The organism is Pseudomonas sp. R38(2017), from assembly GCF_002112395.1.
Classification (GTDB): Bacteria; Pseudomonadota; Gammaproteobacteria; order Pseudomonadales; family Pseudomonadaceae; genus Aquipseudomonas.
In genome coordinates, this window is sequence record NZ_NEHN01000007.1 from 68,656 (window position 1) to 84,880 (window position 16,225).

The 16,225-nt window shown below is 63.4% G+C and carries 17 protein-coding genes; all 17 read right to left on the reverse strand.

All coding sequences use genetic code 11. The features are described from left to right. Positions 1–6 precede the first annotated feature (6 nt). Genes CAF87_RS18995 through CAF87_RS19075 form a run of 17 tightly spaced genes read right to left on the reverse strand, consistent with a single transcriptional unit; the run spans position 7 to position 16,220 of the window. The gene (locus CAF87_RS18995) at positions 7–1,242 is read right to left on the reverse strand and encodes a beta-ketoacyl-ACP synthase (RefSeq protein WP_085732581.1); all 1,236 of its coding nucleotides are present in this window, start codon (positions 1,240–1,242) and stop codon (positions 7–9) included. Then, complete coding sequence (gene fabG, locus CAF87_RS19000; protein ID WP_085732582.1) at positions 1,242–1,970, reverse strand: 3-oxoacyl-ACP reductase FabG; 729 nt, start codon at positions 1,968–1,970, stop codon at positions 1,242–1,244. The genes CAF87_RS18995 and fabG overlap by 1 nt, the downstream gene beginning before the upstream one ends. Then, on the reverse strand, positions 1,963–2,427 hold the full coding sequence (locus tag CAF87_RS19005; protein WP_085732583.1) for a hotdog family protein: 465 nt from the start codon (positions 2,425–2,427) through the stop codon (positions 1,963–1,965). The genes fabG and CAF87_RS19005 overlap by 8 nt, the downstream gene beginning before the upstream one ends. Continuing rightward, complete coding sequence (locus tag CAF87_RS19010; RefSeq protein WP_085732584.1) at positions 2,424–3,620, reverse strand: beta-ketoacyl-[acyl-carrier-protein] synthase family protein; 1,197 nt, start codon at positions 3,618–3,620, stop codon at positions 2,424–2,426. Before CAF87_RS19010 ends, CAF87_RS19005 begins: the two co-directional genes overlap by 4 nt. Continuing rightward, a complete protein-coding gene (locus CAF87_RS19015) occupies positions 3,617–4,099 on the reverse strand; it encodes a hypothetical protein (RefSeq protein WP_085732585.1) in 483 nt (160 codons plus the stop codon). The genes CAF87_RS19010 and CAF87_RS19015 overlap by 4 nt, the downstream gene beginning before the upstream one ends. After that, positions 4,099–4,824, reverse strand: a complete 726-nt coding sequence (locus tag CAF87_RS19020) for a class I SAM-dependent methyltransferase (protein ID WP_085732586.1) — start codon at positions 4,822–4,824, stop codon at positions 4,099–4,101. Before CAF87_RS19020 ends, CAF87_RS19015 begins: the two co-directional genes overlap by 1 nt. After that, positions 4,821–6,068, reverse strand: coding sequence for an NAD(P)/FAD-dependent oxidoreductase (locus tag CAF87_RS19025; RefSeq protein ID WP_085732587.1), 1,248 nt, complete (start codon positions 6,066–6,068; stop codon positions 4,821–4,823). Before CAF87_RS19025 ends, CAF87_RS19020 begins: the two co-directional genes overlap by 4 nt. Then, positions 6,055–7,215, reverse strand: a complete 1,161-nt coding sequence (locus CAF87_RS19030) for a sodium:proton antiporter (protein ID WP_085732588.1) — start codon at positions 7,213–7,215, stop codon at positions 6,055–6,057. The genes CAF87_RS19025 and CAF87_RS19030 overlap by 14 nt, the downstream gene beginning before the upstream one ends. Continuing rightward, positions 7,212–9,551 carry an MMPL family transporter gene (locus CAF87_RS19035; protein WP_085732589.1) on the reverse strand — a complete coding sequence of 780 codons (2,340 nt, stop codon included), beginning with the start codon at positions 9,549–9,551 and terminating at the stop codon, positions 7,212–7,214. The genes CAF87_RS19030 and CAF87_RS19035 overlap by 4 nt, the downstream gene beginning before the upstream one ends. After that, the gene (locus CAF87_RS19040; protein WP_085732590.1) at positions 9,535–10,137 is read right to left on the reverse strand and encodes an outer membrane lipoprotein carrier protein LolA; all 603 of its coding nucleotides are present in this window, start codon (positions 10,135–10,137) and stop codon (positions 9,535–9,537) included. Before CAF87_RS19040 ends, CAF87_RS19035 begins: the two co-directional genes overlap by 17 nt. Further along, positions 10,134–10,559, reverse strand: coding sequence for a thioesterase family protein (locus CAF87_RS19045; RefSeq protein WP_011332100.1), 426 nt, complete (start codon positions 10,557–10,559; stop codon positions 10,134–10,136). Before CAF87_RS19045 ends, CAF87_RS19040 begins: the two co-directional genes overlap by 4 nt. After that, positions 10,552–12,096, reverse strand: a complete 1,545-nt coding sequence (gene hutH, locus CAF87_RS19050) for a histidine ammonia-lyase (RefSeq protein WP_085732591.1) — start codon at positions 12,094–12,096, stop codon at positions 10,552–10,554. The genes CAF87_RS19045 and hutH overlap by 8 nt, the downstream gene beginning before the upstream one ends. Continuing rightward, positions 12,077–13,024 (reverse strand): glycosyl transferase, encoded by a 948-nt coding sequence (locus CAF87_RS19055; RefSeq protein WP_085732592.1) that lies wholly within the window; start codon positions 13,022–13,024, stop codon positions 12,077–12,079. Before CAF87_RS19055 ends, hutH begins: the two co-directional genes overlap by 20 nt. Continuing rightward, complete coding sequence (locus tag CAF87_RS19060; protein ID WP_085732593.1) at positions 13,021–13,755, reverse strand: glycosyltransferase family 2 protein; 735 nt, start codon at positions 13,753–13,755, stop codon at positions 13,021–13,023. Before CAF87_RS19060 ends, CAF87_RS19055 begins: the two co-directional genes overlap by 4 nt. After that, on the reverse strand, positions 13,748–15,427 hold the full coding sequence (locus tag CAF87_RS19065; RefSeq protein WP_085732594.1) for an acyl-CoA synthetase family protein: 1,680 nt from the start codon (positions 15,425–15,427) through the stop codon (positions 13,748–13,750). The genes CAF87_RS19060 and CAF87_RS19065 overlap by 8 nt, the downstream gene beginning before the upstream one ends. Then, positions 15,424–15,969, reverse strand: coding sequence for a hypothetical protein (locus CAF87_RS19070; protein ID WP_085732595.1), 546 nt, complete (start codon positions 15,967–15,969; stop codon positions 15,424–15,426). Before CAF87_RS19070 ends, CAF87_RS19065 begins: the two co-directional genes overlap by 4 nt. Continuing rightward, entirely contained in the window at positions 15,966–16,220 is a 255-nt protein-coding gene (locus CAF87_RS19075) for an acyl carrier protein (RefSeq protein WP_007909503.1), read from the reverse strand. The genes CAF87_RS19070 and CAF87_RS19075 overlap by 4 nt, the downstream gene beginning before the upstream one ends. Between the last annotated feature and the right edge of the window lie 5 nt (positions 16,221–16,225).

Genomic DNA, 16,225 nt, shown 5'->3' on the forward strand with positions numbered 1-16,225 from the left:
CCTGGATTAATTCGGTTGCGTCCAGCGGCGGAAAATCAGCGAGGTGTTGACCCCACCAAACGCGAAGTTGTTGTTCATCACGTAGTCGTGGTGCATCTGGCGGAATTCACCACGCAGGTAATCGAGCTTGCCGCAGTGCGGGTCGACCTCGTCGAGGTTGAACGTGTGCACGTACAGGTCACGGTTGAGCATTTCGATGCTGAACCATGATTCCAGTGCGCCACAGGCACCCAGGGTGTGGCCGAGGAAGCTTTTCTGCGAGCTGATCGGCATGTGTTCACCGAACAGGCTGCTGGTAGCCAGAGTCTCGGCGATATCGCCCTGCTCGGTGGCCGTGCCGTGACCGTTCACGTAACCGATGGCGTCAGGCGTGAGGCCGGCGTCATCCAGTGCCAGCTCCATCGCACGGCGCATGGTGACTTGTTCCGGACGGGTGGTGTGCTGGCCGTCGGCGTTGCTGCCGAAGCCGACGACTTCGGCGTGAATATGCGCACCGCGAGCGAGGGCATGTTCGAGTTCTTCGAGCACCAGCATGCCGCCGCCTTCGCCGATCACCAGTCCGTCGCGGCCCTTGTCGTAGGGGCGTGGCGAGGTTTGCGGCGCATCGTTTTTCAGGCTGGTGGCGTACAGCGCGTCGAACACCATGGCCTCGGTCGGGCACAGTTCTTCGGCGCCGCCGGCGAGCATCAGCGGCAAGCGACCGAACTTGATCGCCTCGTAGGCGTAGCCGATGCCCTGGCTGCCGCTGGTGCAGGCGCTGGAGGTCGGGATCAGGCGGCCGGTGAGGCCGAAGAAGATGCTGATGTTCGCCGCCGTGGTGTGCGGCATCATCCGCACGTAAGAGTTGGCGTTCAGGCCTTCGGCCACGGAATTCAGCAGCATGTTGCCGAACGCCTTGATCTCGTCGGTGCTGCCGGTGGACGAGCCGCAGGCCACGCCCATGCGTCCGTCCTTGATCGATTCGTCGCCGAGCAGGCCGGCATCGGCCAACGCTTTTTCGGCTGCGCCGACTGCCAGCCGCGAGACCCGACCCATGCTGCGCAATTGCTTGCGGGTCCAGTGCTCCGGCACCAGAAAATCATCGATCGGCCCGGCCAGTCGGGTGTTGAGTTCGCTGAAACGATCCCACTCGTCCATCCGGCGGATGCCGCTGCGGTTGGCCGCGAAGTTGCCGGCGATGGTGTCCCAGTCGCTGCCCAGCGAGGTGATGCCGGCCATGCCGGTGACGACAACGCGCTTCATCAGCACAAGCCTCCGTTGACCGCCAGGACCTGGCGGGTGATGTACGACGCTTCCGCCGACATCAGGAAATTCACCGCACCGGCCACCTCTTCAGGGGTGCCCATGCGTTGTGCCGGGATCATTTTCATCAGCTCTTCCACCGGCACGTTTTCGTCGAGCATGGCCGTGTCGATCAGGCCCGGCGCGACACAGTTGACTGTAATTTTGCGCTTGGCCAGTTCGATCGCCAACGCCTTTGCGGCACCGATCACGCCAGCCTTGGAAGCGCTGTAGTTGACCTGGCCACGGTTGCCGATCAGTCCCGAGACCGAGGTGATGCAAACAATGCGACCGGCCGCGCGGCGGCGGATCATCGGCATCATCACCGGGTGCAGGACGTTGTAGAAACCGTCGAGGTTGGTACGCAATACGACGTCCCAATCGTCATCGCTCAAGGCCGGAAACGCGCCGTCGCGGGTCAGGCCGGCGTTCAGCACTACGCCGTAATAGGCGCCGTGAGCTTCGACGTCGGCTTCGAGGATGGCCTTGCAGGTTTCGCGATCCGCCACGTCGAATTGCAGGATGCGCGCGGTGCGACCCAGCGCTTCGACTTCGGCTTTCACCGCTTGCGCTTCGGCCACGCCGCTGCGGCAATGCAGGACGATATCGTGGCCGGCCTGGGCCAGGCGCAGGGCGATGGCGCGGCCGATGCCACGGCTGGAGCCGGTGACCAGTACGGATTCAGTCATCGTTCGACTCCTTCAATTGTTCAAGATATTGCGCCGCATGCGGCGGGCGGAACACGTTCAGCCGGGCGCTGGCTTCGATGCCGGGCGCATTGATGTGGCATTCGAACACACCCATGCCATTGTCGTCTTCCAGCGAGCGGATGCCGTGGATGGTCAGTTCACAGCCGACCGGAAACGCCTCGACATTGCATTCAAACTTGCGGGTGCCAAGCAGAAAGCCCAACTCCACCGCATTGCCTTTCTGCCGGGCATGGCAACCAGCGAACGCGGCAACACTCTGCGCCATCAGCTCGACGCCGACCCACGCCGGCAGACTGCCGTCGGGTAGGTTGAACAGGCCGTCGGGTTTGACCGTCAGGGTGGTGTGGATCTGCTCGTCGTCGAAGCTGAGGATCCGGTCGATCAGAATCATGTCGCCAGCGTGGGGCAGCAATTCGGCGAGCGGCCAGTCATTCATGGGGCGTCTCCGATAATCAGGCTGACGTTATTGCCACCGAAGGCAAACGAGTTGCTCATCAGGTAGCGGGGTGCAATGGACGCCAGGCGCTCGCTCGCGGTCACCCACTTCAGCGCTGGCAGGTCGGGATCGGCCTTGCCGTCCCAGACATGCGGCGGCAAGGCGTGGTCGGGGTTGTCGGCACTCAAACTCAACCAGCAGAACGCGGCTTCCAGCGCACCGGCAGCACCGAGGGTGTGGCCGGTCATCGGTTTGGTCGAGGAGCAGGCCACGCCCTGCGGGAACAGGGTGGAAACGGCCAGGCTTTCCATGGCGTCGTTGTGCTGGGTGGCGGTGCCGTGCAGGTTCAGATAACTGATTTGCGTGGTTTGCAGCTGCGCGCGACCCAGTGCCTGTTGCATGGCTTGCAACGCGCCACGGCCGGACGGTTCCGGTGCGGAAATATGGTGTGCATCGGAGCTGGCGCCGGCGCCCAGCAGGGCAATGGCCGGGCCGTCGCCGCGCTGTTTGCTCATGACGAACAGCACTGCCGCTTCGCCGATGTTGATGCCGTTTCGGTTGGCCGAGAACGGATTGCAGCGCTCGCCGGATACCGCTTCCAGCGACGAGAATCCGTTGAGGGTCAGCTTGCACAGGCTGTCGACTCCGCCGCACAACACCGCATCGCACAGCCCCAGATCCAACAGGCGCCGTGCGCTCATCAAGGCCCTGGCGCTGGAGGTGCATGCGGTGGAAATCACGTAGGTCGGGCCGCTCAGTTGCAGCCAGTCGGCAAGGAAAGTCGCCGGGGCGCCGAGTTCCTGTTGTCGGTAGTCGTAATCGTCCGGGAACTGTTGGTTGCGAACGTAATGCGCCAGACCCTGGCTGGCCTCGTCGATACCCGAGGTGCTGGTGCCAAGCACCACGCCAATTCGATCCGGGCCGTAGGCCTGAATGGCGGCGTCGATGTGGGTGCGAATCTGCAGCGCGGCTTCCAGCAGCAACTGATTGTTGCGGCTCTTGTGTGCCGCCAGCTGTGGCGGAATCGGTGCCAGATCACCGTGCACCGCGGCCACCGGCAACTCGCGATCCGGTACCCAGCCTGACTCGTGGCGCATGCCCGAGCAATCGCCGGCGAACAGTTTGCGTGCGATCTCTTGCTTGTCACGGCCCAGGGCGCAGATCACGCCGAGGGCGTTGAGGTAGGCGGTCATGGCGTCGATTCACCTAAGGGAGAAACCCGATACTGCGGGCCTTGGGGCAGGTTCAATTCGAAGCTCAACGGTTGTGCATAACGGATGTCCCAATGTGCCGGCAAGGTGCGTTGCCCGCCGTGTTGCTGCGCGGTGGGGTAGTTGCGCGACAGCTCGCCGGCAGGCGTCAGGGCGAACAACAGTGCTGCGAACAACTCCCGGGCCTCCGGATTCGGCGGCAGCAGGCCGTCAGCCTGCCAGCGTCCGTCGATCAGTTGCTGACGGGCCTGGGGGATGCCGAGCGGGTCCATCATCGACCAGCGAATGCCCGGGCCCTCGCGCTGGATCACCAGCAACCAGTCCTGACGCTGTTCGGCTTGCTGGCGCTCGATGTGCAATTGCAGCGGAAGGGGCAGCGTCGGGTTATCCACAGGCAACGGCGCCTGGCTGGCGCAAGCGCTCAGCAGCAAGGCGCAGGCGAGCATCAGAACACGCAACATCAGACGGCCTCTTCCAGCGGTTTGCGCGCCACGACATTGACCAGGGTTTCTTCACGCTGGCCAAACGGTTTCGGCTTGCGCAGGCCAAAACGTTCCAGCAGACCAAAATCCTTTGAGCGGCTCCACCACAGGTACGGGTAGGAAACATTCCGCTCGCCGAACTCGAATCCCTGCTGGCGAATCATTTCCAGATACTGCGCCGCACTCTTTTGCACGTGCATCGGATGGCGGAACAGCCAACGGATGACCCACGTATCAATGTAAGCCTCGGTGGACTCGGCGAACAGCAGATAACCGCCCGGTTTGAGCACCCGGTAGAACTCGGCCAGGGCCTTTTCCTGTTCCACCAGATGATGAAAGGTCTGGTGACAGAACAGCAGATCGACGCTCGCATCCGGGACATTCAAAGTTGCGCAGTCGCTGCCGATCAGCTCGACGGCGAAGCCCTGGCGCGCGGCTTCTGCGGCGCTCAATTCCAGGCTGTGCGGGTCGGCATCGACGCCGATCAAACGCTGTGGGGCGAAGGTCTGGCGCAAGTGGCCGAAGGATTTGCCCTGACCGCATCCGGCATCCAGCAGCACCGGGTTGGCCGGCAGCGACTCGCTGAACAAGCCGCGCAAATCGTTGATCGCCACGCGCAATACATGGTGCTGCCAGGTGTGGCTGCGCAGGAACCAGAAGCCGAACCGGGTTTCCTCGACGTAGCTGTCGCTCAAGTAATTCATGTGTCGTCCTTTGCACAGAGTTCGGAAATCATCTTCAGCCGACGGCGCGCTTCGCTGACGAACGGGTTGCGTTCGTCCCAGGCGTAACCGGCGAGGATCGAGCAGATCATGCGACGGATGTCCGGGGAGGCCTGCTCATGGAAAATCACGTCCTGGAAAGTGCCGGCGTACCAGCCCTCGACGTAGGCGCGGAAGGTGTCGACGCCGCGTTTCAAGGGTTCGGCGAACTCGCTTTGCCAGTCCACGGTTTCGCCCTGCAACTGCCGGTGCAATACGCCGGCGGCCATGCTCGCCGAACGCATGGCGATGGTTACGCCGGAGGAGAACACCGGGTCGAGAAATTCCGCCGCGTTGCCCAGCAGCGCAAAGCCGGGGCCGTGCAGGGTTTTGACGTTGGCCGCGTAACCGCCAAGGGTGCGCGCCGGGGTATCCCAAACGGCGTTGTTCAATACCTTGGCCAGGCTTGGCGTTTCGGCGATGAACCCGCGCAGGCAAGCGTCGAAATCGGTATCGCGACCGTTGAAATGTTCAGCGGCAGCAACGACGCCGACCGAGCAGCGACCGTTGCTGAACGGGATCGTCCAGAACCAGATGTCGCGATGCTGCGGATGGGTTGTGACGAGGATTTTTTCGCGGTCGAAGGCCGGGTGGTCGATGTGATCTTCGACGTGGGTGAACACGGCCTGGCGCACCGGGAAATTCGATGGAGCCTCCAGGTCCAGCAAGCGAGACAGTACGCGGCCGTAGCCGCTGGCATCGAGGACGAAACCGGCCTCGACACGGTACTCGCTGCCGTTTTCGCGACGCACATCGAGTTGCGGACGCGGACGCTCGAAGTCGACGCTGACAATGGCGTCGCCATAACGGATTTCCACACCTTGCAGCGCTGCTTGATCGGCCAGCAGTTTGTCGAAGTCGGCGCGTTGTACCTGGAAGGTGGTCGGTTTGCCGCCAGTGAATGTATCGCCGAAATCGAACGCGCTATAGCGCTCGCCCCACGCAAATGCGGCGCCGGTCTTGCGCTGGAATCCGGCGGCGTTCACGGCGTCGAGCATTCCCGCTTCTTCGACGAAATCCAGGCAATGACTGAGCAGGCTTTCGCCGATGGAAAACCGCGGAAAATGCTGGCGCTCGATGACCAGCACGTCGTGCCCCTTGCGCTTGAGCAACGCAGCGGCAATGGCGCCGGACGGGCCGGCGCCGATGATCACGACCTGACGGGATTCCGTTTCAACGATTGGCACGCGAGCTCCTGGGTACGGTAATAGGGTTCAGAGACGCACGGTGCAGGCCGATGAAGGCCGGCAGCAGCGTCGCAATCAGTCCCATCAGCATCAGCGCAAAGTACAACGCCGGGCTGATGAGCTGTTGTTGCAACAGCAAGTTGAGAAAGACGATTTCGCTCAAACCGCGAATGTTCAGCAGCACGCTCTCGCGCCAGCGGCTGGCGCCTTCGAACGACGCACCGGCCCAGCCGAGGCCCAGCCAGTTACCGAGCAGTTTGCTGGCGATCGGCAACAGCAGCAGTGCTGCCCATTGCACAGCGCCGAGGCTGGCGAGGGCGCTGTGCACATCGATCTGCACAATGCCAAAGGTGAGGATCAGCGGAATCGCGATCCAGGTCTGCAAACGATTCATCCAGCGTGCCGGCAACGGCAGCACCAGCGGCACTTTCAGCACGGCCATGCACAGCAAATAGCCGATGCCGAAAATCAGCGCATTGAGCTTGTAGTGTTCGGCCAGCACCAGCAGCACAAAGAACCCCAGGCTGTAAGTCAGCGGCCGGCGGATTGCGAACACCCGCAGCAGCAACGGTACGCAGGCCAGTCCCAGCGGCAGCAACAGGCTGCTCAGGTGCAGGCTGCCCTGGGCGAGGCCGAACAGGGTCCAGCAGGTCAGGTCGATCAGGATCGCAGTCTGTACCAGGCGCCGGGTCGCGGCGGGCGGATAGTCGATGTGGCGCAGGTATAGATACAGCACCGGGATCGCGGTGATCGCGAACACCAGACCGATCGCCAGCGAGTTGATCCATGGTTGCGCCGGCAGCAGCCAATACGCCGTTGCGAGTCCGCAGGCGAACGGCACGGCGAAACTCGGCACGGCGATTTTCACGCTCTGGCGGTCCAGACGCAGGTCGATTACGTCGCTGAGAATGTGCCCGAGCAACAGCGCAAAACTCAGGCTGTAGAGGTTTTTCAACCAGTCCGGTGCAATCAGGTCGGCGCCACTGAGCTGCCAGCCCGGTTCGATCCAGAAATACATCAACAGCGGCAGGATGAAGCTGGCCAGCAGCAACTGGCTGACAATCGGAATCAACCCGAAATGTCGACCGACACGGGTGGCCACGGCGAACAGTGCCAGGGCCATGACCCAGAAGACTTCGACCATCATGTTGCCGGCTCCGCGACTGTTGCGGCATGGACATGACGCCCGGCCCACGGCGCCAGCATGAAGCTGAAGGCCAGCCCGAGGCTTACCGACAACCCGAAGTTGCTCACCGCCGGTGTACTCGACACCGCCAGCAGGCCGAATGACAGCCAGGTCGTCAGCGCCGCCAGCAAAGTGCCGAGCAGACTGACGGCTGCGCCGCCGACCTGCTCGCGCATCAGGATTGCGTAATCGACGCTGATCGCCGTCACCAGCAACAGACCGAACAGGCTGAACAGGGTCAGCGGCTGACCGAGCCAGCCGAGGCTGGCCAGACTGCACAGCGCGGCGAGCAGCGGCAGGGAAACGATGCGCAATGCACCGCCGAGACCGAACGGCAGAATCAGCACCAGCACGATCAGCACGCAGGAGGCGAGTTTCAGTTCGGCGGCGCTGATCTGGGTTTCGGCAAACACCCGGTTAAGGTCACCGAGGCGATCCACCAGCTCCACACCGGGCAGGTCCAGTGCCTGCACCCGCAGCAGCGCCGGGTTGTTCAGGCCTTGCAGGCTGACCATCGCCGCCACACCGCCCTCGACCGGGCCGAGCCACAAGGTGCGGTAGGGCTCGCCGAGCGGGCCGCTGAGCGCGGTGTCGATGTCTTCGGCGGGCAGGGACTGCAACTGTGTCAGTTCGGTTTGCAGGGCTGCGAGCGGTACGCCGACTTCAAGCAGCGGCTGCCAGAATTGCGGCAACTTGTTCAGCGCCTCGCGAACCTGCTGTTGCTGGCTCGGCGAGCTGACCAGTTGGTTGAGCGCCAGAAAACCCTGCAACTTGTCGAGGTTGACCAGTTGCTCCAGTCGCTCACTCAACGCGGCCTGACGTTCCAGCAGTTGCTCCTGATTTTCTGCTCGTACCAGGAAGAACTGGCTGGTCGGTTGATAGCCGGTGATGCGGGCGATGGCCTGCGCCTCGTCGGTCAGATGCTGCGGTGCGCCGACCCACTGGCGGATGTCGTTCTTGGTCTGTAGTTGCACCAGCCCGCCGGCGCAGAAGGCGATCAGCAGGGCGAACAGAATCGGTGTGCGCACGTGTTCCAGCAGGGTTTTCCGAAGGTTGACCATGCGTTCGGCCAGCCGCAACGGCCATTGCGCCGGGCGTAATTCGACGTTGCTCAACAGCGCCGGCAGCAGGCACACCGCCGACAGGTAAGCGCCGAGCAGGCCAGCGGCGGAGAACACGGCAATTTGGGTCAGGGCAGGGAACGGCGTCCAGGCCAGCGCCAGATAACCGATGGCGCTGGTGATCAGGCTCAGGGTCAGGCCCGAGACGGTCAGGCGCAGCGCCGGCCAGCTGCGCCAGGGCTTGAGGCTCCAGCTCTTGGACAGATAGTGCAACGGGTAATCCACCGCGACACCGATCAGGCTCGAGCCGAGCACCAACGTCATGACATGCAGGTGCCCGAACAGCGCCACGCAGGCCACTGCCCCGAACAGCATGCCCACCAGCACCGGAATGAACGCCAGCAACACCCGCCAGCGGCGGAAGGCGAGCAACAGCAGCAACAGAATGCCGAGTGTCGCGCCGCCGCCGACCCAGGAAATTTCCCGGGTCGCTTGCTGTTGGCCGTCGGCCGCGTAGAGCAGTCCGCTGGCGGCCAGCAGTTGTACATCGGATTTCGCCGCTTGCTCGCGGCTGTGTTGCAGCAGCGCGGCGACTTGGAGCGGCAGGTTCATGTCGAAGGCGTTGCCGGTGGTACGTGCCCGCAGCAGCACCCAGCTCTTGCCGTCAGCATCGGCGATCAACGCGCCGCTGCCGATGTCCAGTTGCACCGCCCCGTGTTGCGGCTGGCTGTTCTGGATACGGCCAGTCAGGCCCAGCCAGTCGTCCTGGCTCGGCACCAGACTGAAACCGGTGAACGGATCGAACAGCGCCTGCACCCGTTGCTGGGTGAAGGCATCCGGGTGTTCGATCAGCAGTTGTCGATCATCCGCCGAGAGCATCGCCAGTCGCCCTTGCAACAGTTGCGTGCGCAGGGCGGGCAGATCGGCTTGCAGGTTCCACTGGACCTTTTCGAACAGTCCGCTGGCCTGCCATTGCTCGCCCAAAGTCTGGGCCATGGCGACGGCTTGCTGGCGATCCGTGTGACCGACCAGCACCAGCATTTCCCGGTTGAGCGGTTCCTGCATGCGTTGTTCGGCACGCTGCTCGATCGCGTCCGGGTGAGTGCCGGGCACCAGTTCCATCAGGTTCGCCGACAGCGGTGCGCCGTCGCGCCACTGCCAGGCGCCCAGTGCGACGACGGCCAGCAACAGGATCAGGAACAGCCAGGGCAGCCTGCGTTCACTCGGCAAAGTCATGTTGCTCCGCGTCGCTCAACGGTTGGCCGGCGGTGCTGTCCTGCATGCGCAGTACAGTGCTGTCGCCCTGGGTTTCCAGCAGTTCGATGGTGTTCACCAACGTGCCGCCGGTGATGTTGATCTGGTTGAAAACCTGCTTGAGCAGCACCGAACGCGGGGTCAGTGTCAGATGCCATTGCTGTGCATCGCCGCTCAGGGCCAGTTCGAAATCCCGTTGCAGACCGCTGCTGTCGCCTTGCAGCACGGCGAGGAACAGACGGTTCTGTTCGGCGCCGGCGCTCTTGCCGGGCAACAGTTGCCAACCGCTGACGTCACGACGGGCGATGCCTTTGCCGCTGATGCGGTAATCCTGTTGCAGCGGAGTTTTCAGCAGCCAGAGCAGGCCGTGGTTTTTCGCCAGCACGAAGCTGCCCTTGCTGATCAGCGGCTGGGGCAGGGCGCGCAGGTGCTTTTCCTGGATGAACTGGCCGTGGATCACGTCCGGTTTCGCCAGTTGATCGCTCAACTGTTGCAGGTCGAAGGCGTTGGTCAGCGACGACAGCGTCAACAGCGCCAGGGCCCCAAGGAATTTCACAAACACATTCATCGCAGCATCCTTTCCACGGCATCGGTGAAGACTTTCGGCGACGCCAGTTGCATCTCGCGGCTGCTCACCTCGACAGCGACCTGCACCGAGCTGGCGCGAGTCAGGCGCTCGCCGGTCTGGGCGTCGGTGATCAGGTAGTGAATCTTCAGGCGATTTTCCCATTCCACCAGGCTGGCGCGCACGTTCAGCCGCTGACCGAACACCGCGCCGCGCACGTAGCGCAATTGCAGGTCGATCACTGGCCAGGCGTAGCCCGAATCGACCATCTGGTTGTAGTTGTGGCCGATCTTGTCGAGCAGCGCGCAGCGCGCCACTTCCAGGTATTTCACGTAATGGCCGTGCCAGACGACGTGCATGGTGTCGACGTCAAAGAACGGCACGAGGATTTCCGTATCGGCGTGAAGCACTCCGGCGCTACGCATGCAGCCTCCAGTGTTGCTCGGCGATACGTTGCAGACACAGGCGCAGTTCGCCTTCCAGAGCACGGTCTTCGATCACCGGCGGGAAGTCTTTGGCCAGCTCTTCGTGCATCGCCGCCAGGGACGGTGGCAGTGGGCGCGCGTCTTCATCACGGCCACGCAGCCACACGCCCTGATTGGCCGCCAGCAGTGTGGCGGCGGCCACCTGTTCGGTCAGCTCCAGCACGCGAATGGCGTCGCGGGCGGCGATGGTGCCCATGCTCACCTTGTCCTGGTTATGGCATTCGGTGGAGCGCGAGAAGACGCTGGCCGGCATGGTGTTTTTCAGGGCTTCGGCAGTCCAGGCGCTGGCGCCGATCTGCACAGCCTTGAAACCGTGGTTGAGCATCGCCCGGTCGGCGCTGGCGCCGGACAGGTTGCTCGGCAAACCGTGGTTGTAACGTTCATCCACCAGCAGCGCGAGTTGCCGGTCGAGCAGGTCGGCGACGTTGGCCACGAGGTTTTTCAGGCTGTCCATGGCGAACGCGATATGCCCGCCGTAGAAATGCCCGCCGTGCAGCACGCGCTCGGCTTCCGCATCGATGATCGGGTTGTCGTTGGCGCTGTTGAGTTCGGTCTCAATGAACGAGCGCAGCCAGTTCAGGCTGTCGGCCAGCACGCCGAGCACGTGCGGTGCGCAACGCAGCGAGTAGCGATCTTGCAGGCGATGCAGCGGCGCGGTCGGTGCGTCGATCGCCAGATCCTTGCGCAGCCACGCGGCAACCTGCATCTGGCCCGGATGCGGCTTGGCGGCGAACAGGCGCTCGTCGAAGTGTTCCGGATTGCCTTGCAGCGCCACCACGTTCAGCGCGGTGATGCGGGTGGCCAGTTGCAGCAGGTAGTCGGCGCGGGCGTAAGCCAGGCAGGCGAGGCCGGTCATCACGGCGGTGCCGTTCATCAGTGCCAGCGCTTCTTTCGGGCGCAATACCAGCGGGGTCCAGCCCAGTTCGCGGTGTACGTCGGCGGACTGGCGGCGTTCGCCACGGAACATCACTTCACGCTCGCCGGACAGGGTCGCGGCAACGTAGGACAGCGGCGTCAGATCGCCGCTGGCGCCCACCGAACCCTCTTCGGGGATCAGCGGCAGGATGTCGTATTCGAGGAAGGCATGCAGGCGTTCCAGCAGTTCGATGCGCACTCCGGACACGCCGTGGCACAGCGACTGCAAACGCGCCGCCAGCACCGCACGGGTGGCCTGGGTGTCGAGCAGTTTGCCCAGCCCGCAACCGTGGAAGGTGTACAAGTGCTGCGGCAGCGCTTCGACGTGATGCAGCGGCACCGCCACCACGCAGGAGTCGCCGTAACCGGTGGTCACACCGTAGATCACGCCTTCCTTGTCCAGCAGCGAATCGAGGAACCGCGCACCTTTGGCGATGCGTTCGCGGTAGTCGGCGTCGCTCTGCAGCTGCACGGGCGCCTGACGGTTGGCCAGGGCCAGCACGTCTTCGATGCGCAAAGGGCGTTCGCCGAAGGTTACCGGCTCATGGGTTGGCGTCGTCATCGGTCTTCCAGAAAGGGTAAAAGTTGAACCATTGCTTGGGGGCTTCCAGGCAATAGTGACTCAGGCGTTCGGCGTAGCGGGTCGCCCACTGATGAATGACCTGTTCGCGGTCGCGGCGGGTCCAGGTCACGACCTCGGTGAACGGCTCGAGGGTCAGGCGATAGTGTCCGTCAGGTTGCTTGAGGCACATCAGCAGATTGACCGGGCATTTCAGCAGGCCGGCCAGCAGCCACGGGCCTTGCGGGAATCTCGCCGGATGGCCGAGAAAGTCCACGGTCACGCTGCGCCCGCCATGCAGCGGCACGCGGTCGCCGGCAATCGCCAGCCATTCGCCGCGTTCCAGGCGTTCGTGCAGTTGCAGCATGATTACCGGGTCCAGCTCGCTGACCTGGATCAGTCGCAGATTGGTCGCACCGGCCTCGCCCAGCAGGCGATTGAATTGTTCGGCGTGCTTGGTGTGCACCAGCACATTCATGGTGACCTTTTCGCCGATCTCCGCCAGCGCCCGGCACACTTCGAGGTTGCCCAGGTGCGCGCCCACCAGCATTTGCCCGCGACTGCCACGCAACTGATTGCGCAGTAGCGCCGGGTCGATGATTTCGATCTGCTCGATGCGCAGCTTGCGGTTCCACACATCGAGCTTGTCGAGCAACGAATCGGCGAACGCCATGAACTGGCCGAACACGCGCCACAGGCTCGGACGCAACTCGTGGTGGCCGCTCCAGTCGGCGAGGCGTTGCTGATACTGCCAGGCACTGCGCCGGGCTGTGCGGCCGAACAGGAAAAAGTACAGGACGATGCCGTACAACAACGGGCTCAGCAGACGCCGGCCAAGGACCTTGGCGGCGAACGCGGTGAACTTCATCAGCAGGAAACTGCCGCGCTCTTCGCGGTCGGCCCAGTGCTTCTTGTCGGTTTCGACCGTCATGCGCGCCACCGTCGCCAGAGGATCACGGGCGAGCGCAGCAACATGCCGAAGAACAGGCGTGTGTGCATGCTCGAAATCAACAGGTTGTCGTGGAACATCCGAAAGTGCGAAACGCCGTCCAGCGGGTAGTGCACACGGGTTTGCAACCAGCGCATCGGCTGGTTGCGCCAAGACAGGCGCACGAGAATGTCCGAGTCGAAATCCATGCGCTTGCCGATTCGCGCCGAGTCGATCAGCGCCAGGGTCGGTTCCAGCGGATAAACGCGTAAACCGCACATCGAATCGCGGATCTGCAGCGACAGGGTGTTGATCCACACCATCACGTGAGTCAGGTAACGGGCGTACAGGCGCCCCTTGGGGACGCTGGCGTCGTACAGCGGATAACCGCAGATCAGCGCACGCGGATGGGCGCGGGATTCTTCGATGAAGCGGCTGACGTCCTGCAAGTCGTGCTGACCGTCGGCATCGACCTGCAAGGCATGAGTGAAGCCCAGTCGTGCGGCTTCACGCAGTCCGGTCATCACCGCGCCGCCCTTGCCCTGATTGGTGGTGAGGCGTACCAGATACACCCGCTCGCGTTCGGCCAGAACATCCAGCACGGCTGCGCAGGATTTGCTGCTGGCGTCGTCCACCAGAATGCATGGCAAGCCTTGGGCGAGCAGGGCATCGATTACGGTGGCAATCGCGGTTTCGTGGTTGTAGACCGGGATGACTGCGCAAGGGTTATGCATCGTCTGTCCCCAACAGAATCCGCCCGCTGGAGCAGGTCGCGGTGTCGTTGCGGTAGGCGAAATACAGCTTGCCGCGTTCGGGGTCGAAACGCAGGTGCAGCTGGACTTCATCACCAGGGCGCACCAGTTGCTGGAACTTCAGCACTTCCATGCCGACGAACGCGCCGGACAGGTTCAACAGTTGGCGACCAAGGTTCAGCGCCCACTCGACCTGCACCACGCCAGGCAACACCGGGGCCTTGGGGAAGTGACCGCTGAAGTAGGCAAGGTCTGGAGGCACGCTCAGTTGCAGGCTCCATTCGCCCTCGGTTTCGGTCTGTTCCAGAACCTCCGGAGCCTTCGGGCGCGGTGCCAGCAGCAGCGCTTCGACGTCGGCCTGAGGCAACTTGCCCTGAGGGTTCAGCGGCAGTTGTCGCAGCAAGCGCCAGCGCCGGGGCAGGGCGAGGGCTTCGCAATGTTCGCCGAGGTGACGGCGCAGGGTTTCGGTGAGGCTGCGGCGGCCGTGTTCGCGCAAGGCAAACAGGCCTGATTCGCTGAGCACCAGCAAGGCGCCGAGAGACGCACGGTTTTCCTGAACCACACCGAGCCGCGCTTCGGCGACCCAGTCGTGGGCGACCAGGGCCTGTTCCAGCATCGGCAGGGAGATACGCTTTTCTTCCAGTTTGACGATCCGGTCCAGCCGCCCGAGCAGTTCGAAGCGACCATCGGCTTCGATGCGTGCGGCATCCGCCGTGTGTTCGACATGTCCGGCGGGCAGGTACGGTGACGCGATCAGCAGTGCGCCGTCGCCGTCCTGGCTCAGCTCGACACCGGCGAACGGTTGCCACAGCTGTCGGCCCTGACGCCAGGCGATGCCGCCGGTCTCCGAGCTGCCGAGAATTTCCGTCGGCCACTGCTGCAAGCGCTGGTGCAGTCTCTGCGCAGCATCTGCCGGCAGCGCGCCGCCGGAGGAAAACACCCGGCGCACGGCGCTCAGGGCCGGCCAGTCGAGGTTGTCGCCCATGCGTTTGAGCAGCGCCGGGCTGGCCACCCAGGCGAAGGCCGGGTGTTCGCGGCTGGCGCGCTGCATGTCTTCGGGAAAGGCCAGTTGTTTGCGCAGGAATGGGCGCCCGGCACACAGTGGCCACAACACACGGAACAACAGGCCGTAAATGTGTTGGGTAGCGACGCTGCCGATGATGCAGGCCTCGCCGAGATCCGCGCCCCACAGTTGCTCCAGGGCTTGGACTTCGTTGGCCAGTTGTCGCAGGGATTTGTCGATGCGTTTGGGCTCGCCGCTGGAGCCGGAGGTGCACAGGCTCAGGCGGCACTGGTCGAGATCCAGTTCGGCACCCGTCAGTGCGGTGTGCTGCAAATCGCTCAGTTGCGTGTCGTCTGCGTGATCGGTCAGCCACAGGTCGACCTCTTGCGACCAGCGCTGGCGGGTCTGCGCTTGCAGATCCGAAGGCAGCAATACGCTGACGCCGGCACGCCAGGCACCGAGCAGGGTGACGGCCAGTGCTACGGCATCTTCCAGATGTACGGCGATTCGCTGCACACCTTTGGCTTGCAGGCCGGCCGCCAGGCTCAGGGCCTGTTCGCGAAGTTGTGCGTGATCGAGTGCCGGCGCGACGGTGACGGCGCGCTGCGGCAGATCCTTGAGCAACAGCTGCTCAAGTTTTATCCAGTTCATGGGTGACCTCTTACCCGTTGTCGTATCAGCCATTCAATGGCAAACATCAGGCCGATCAATCCGTAAGAGATCAGGCCGGTGTACAACATCCACCAGTGCAGCGGCGCCCAAAGGGTCAGCAGGGCCGCGCACAAGCCGTTACAGAAAAAGAACACGCTCCAGGCCACGGTGACCTGGCGGGTGTAGCGGATCGCTTCGGGCGGCAGTTGCGGCTCGCGAATTCGCGCCATACGCTCGACCATCGGCGGGCCATATTTCAGGCTCAGGCTGAACAGTATCAACATGAAGCCGCTGATCAGCACCGGGTACCAGCGCAGTAACAGAGGGCTGTCGAACAGCGCCAGCAGCAGGCAGAAAATGATCGCCACGCAAGCCATCCACAGGCTGCCGGGCTTGCGCTCGCCGGTCAGCGCGCGGGCCAGCCACAGGCTGCCCAGCAGCAGGCCGAACTGCCACGGCGCAAAGTGCTCCATGCCGAAATACACCGCAAAGGGATACAACAGGCCCGCAAGCAGCAGGCCGAGGCCGATCAATCGGCTCATGCGGCCGGTTGAACCAGACGGTAGACCGCCTCGACCACGTCGCCGACGGTGCGCACCGACTTGAATTCCTCGGCGGCGATTTTCTTGCCGGTCTGGCGCTTGATGTGGTCGATCAGGTCGACGGCGTCGATGCTGTCGATTTCCAGATCCTGATACAGGTTCGATTCCAGGCTCACACGGGCCGGGTCCAGTTCGAACAGCTCGACCAGGGCATCGCGCAGGGTGTTGAAGATGTCGTCACGAGTTTGCATGGTCC

What these genes read in the sequence shown, in the direction of transcription:
- fabG (WP_085732582.1), bottom strand. Translation starts at nt 1,970, where the DNA reads ATGACTGAATCCGTACTGGTCACCGGCTCCAGCCGTGGCATCGGCCGC.
- CAF87_RS19035 (WP_085732589.1), bottom strand. Translation starts at nt 9,551, where the DNA reads ATGACTTTGCCGAGTGAACGCAGGCTGCCCTGGCTGTTCCTGATCCTG.
- CAF87_RS18995 (WP_085732581.1), bottom strand. Translation starts at nt 1,242, where the DNA reads ATGAAGCGCGTTGTCGTCACCGGCATGGCCGGCATCACCTCGCTGGGC.
- hutH (WP_085732591.1), bottom strand. Translation starts at nt 12,096, where the DNA reads ATGACGACGCCAACCCATGAGCCGGTAACCTTCGGCGAACGCCCTTTG.
- CAF87_RS19055 (WP_085732592.1), bottom strand. Translation starts at nt 13,024, where the DNA reads ATGACGGTCGAAACCGACAAGAAGCACTGGGCCGACCGCGAAGAGCGC.
- CAF87_RS19020 (WP_085732586.1), bottom strand. Translation starts at nt 4,824, where the DNA reads ATGAATTACTTGAGCGACAGCTACGTCGAGGAAACCCGGTTCGGCTTC.
- CAF87_RS19030 (WP_085732588.1), bottom strand. Translation starts at nt 7,215, where the DNA reads ATGATGGTCGAAGTCTTCTGGGTCATGGCCCTGGCACTGTTCGCCGTG.
- CAF87_RS19075 (WP_007909503.1), bottom strand. Translation starts at nt 16,220, where the DNA reads ATGCAAACTCGTGACGACATCTTCAACACCCTGCGCGATGCCCTGGTC.
- CAF87_RS19060 (WP_085732593.1), bottom strand. Translation starts at nt 13,755, where the DNA reads ATGCATAACCCTTGCGCAGTCATCCCGGTCTACAACCACGAAACCGCG.
- CAF87_RS19045 (WP_011332100.1), bottom strand. Translation starts at nt 10,559, where the DNA reads ATGCGTAGCGCCGGAGTGCTTCACGCCGATACGGAAATCCTCGTGCCG.
- CAF87_RS19040 (WP_085732590.1), bottom strand. Translation starts at nt 10,137, where the DNA reads ATGAATGTGTTTGTGAAATTCCTTGGGGCCCTGGCGCTGTTGACGCTG.
- CAF87_RS19010 (WP_085732584.1), bottom strand. Translation starts at nt 3,620, where the DNA reads ATGACCGCCTACCTCAACGCCCTCGGCGTGATCTGCGCCCTGGGCCGT.
- CAF87_RS19015 (WP_085732585.1), bottom strand. Translation starts at nt 4,099, where the DNA reads ATGTTGCGTGTTCTGATGCTCGCCTGCGCCTTGCTGCTGAGCGCTTGC.
- CAF87_RS19005 (WP_085732583.1), bottom strand. Translation starts at nt 2,427, where the DNA reads ATGAATGACTGGCCGCTCGCCGAATTGCTGCCCCACGCTGGCGACATG.
- CAF87_RS19065 (WP_085732594.1), bottom strand. Translation starts at nt 15,427, where the DNA reads ATGAACTGGATAAAACTTGAGCAGCTGTTGCTCAAGGATCTGCCGCAG.
- CAF87_RS19070 (WP_085732595.1), bottom strand. Translation starts at nt 15,969, where the DNA reads ATGAGCCGATTGATCGGCCTCGGCCTGCTGCTTGCGGGCCTGTTGTAT.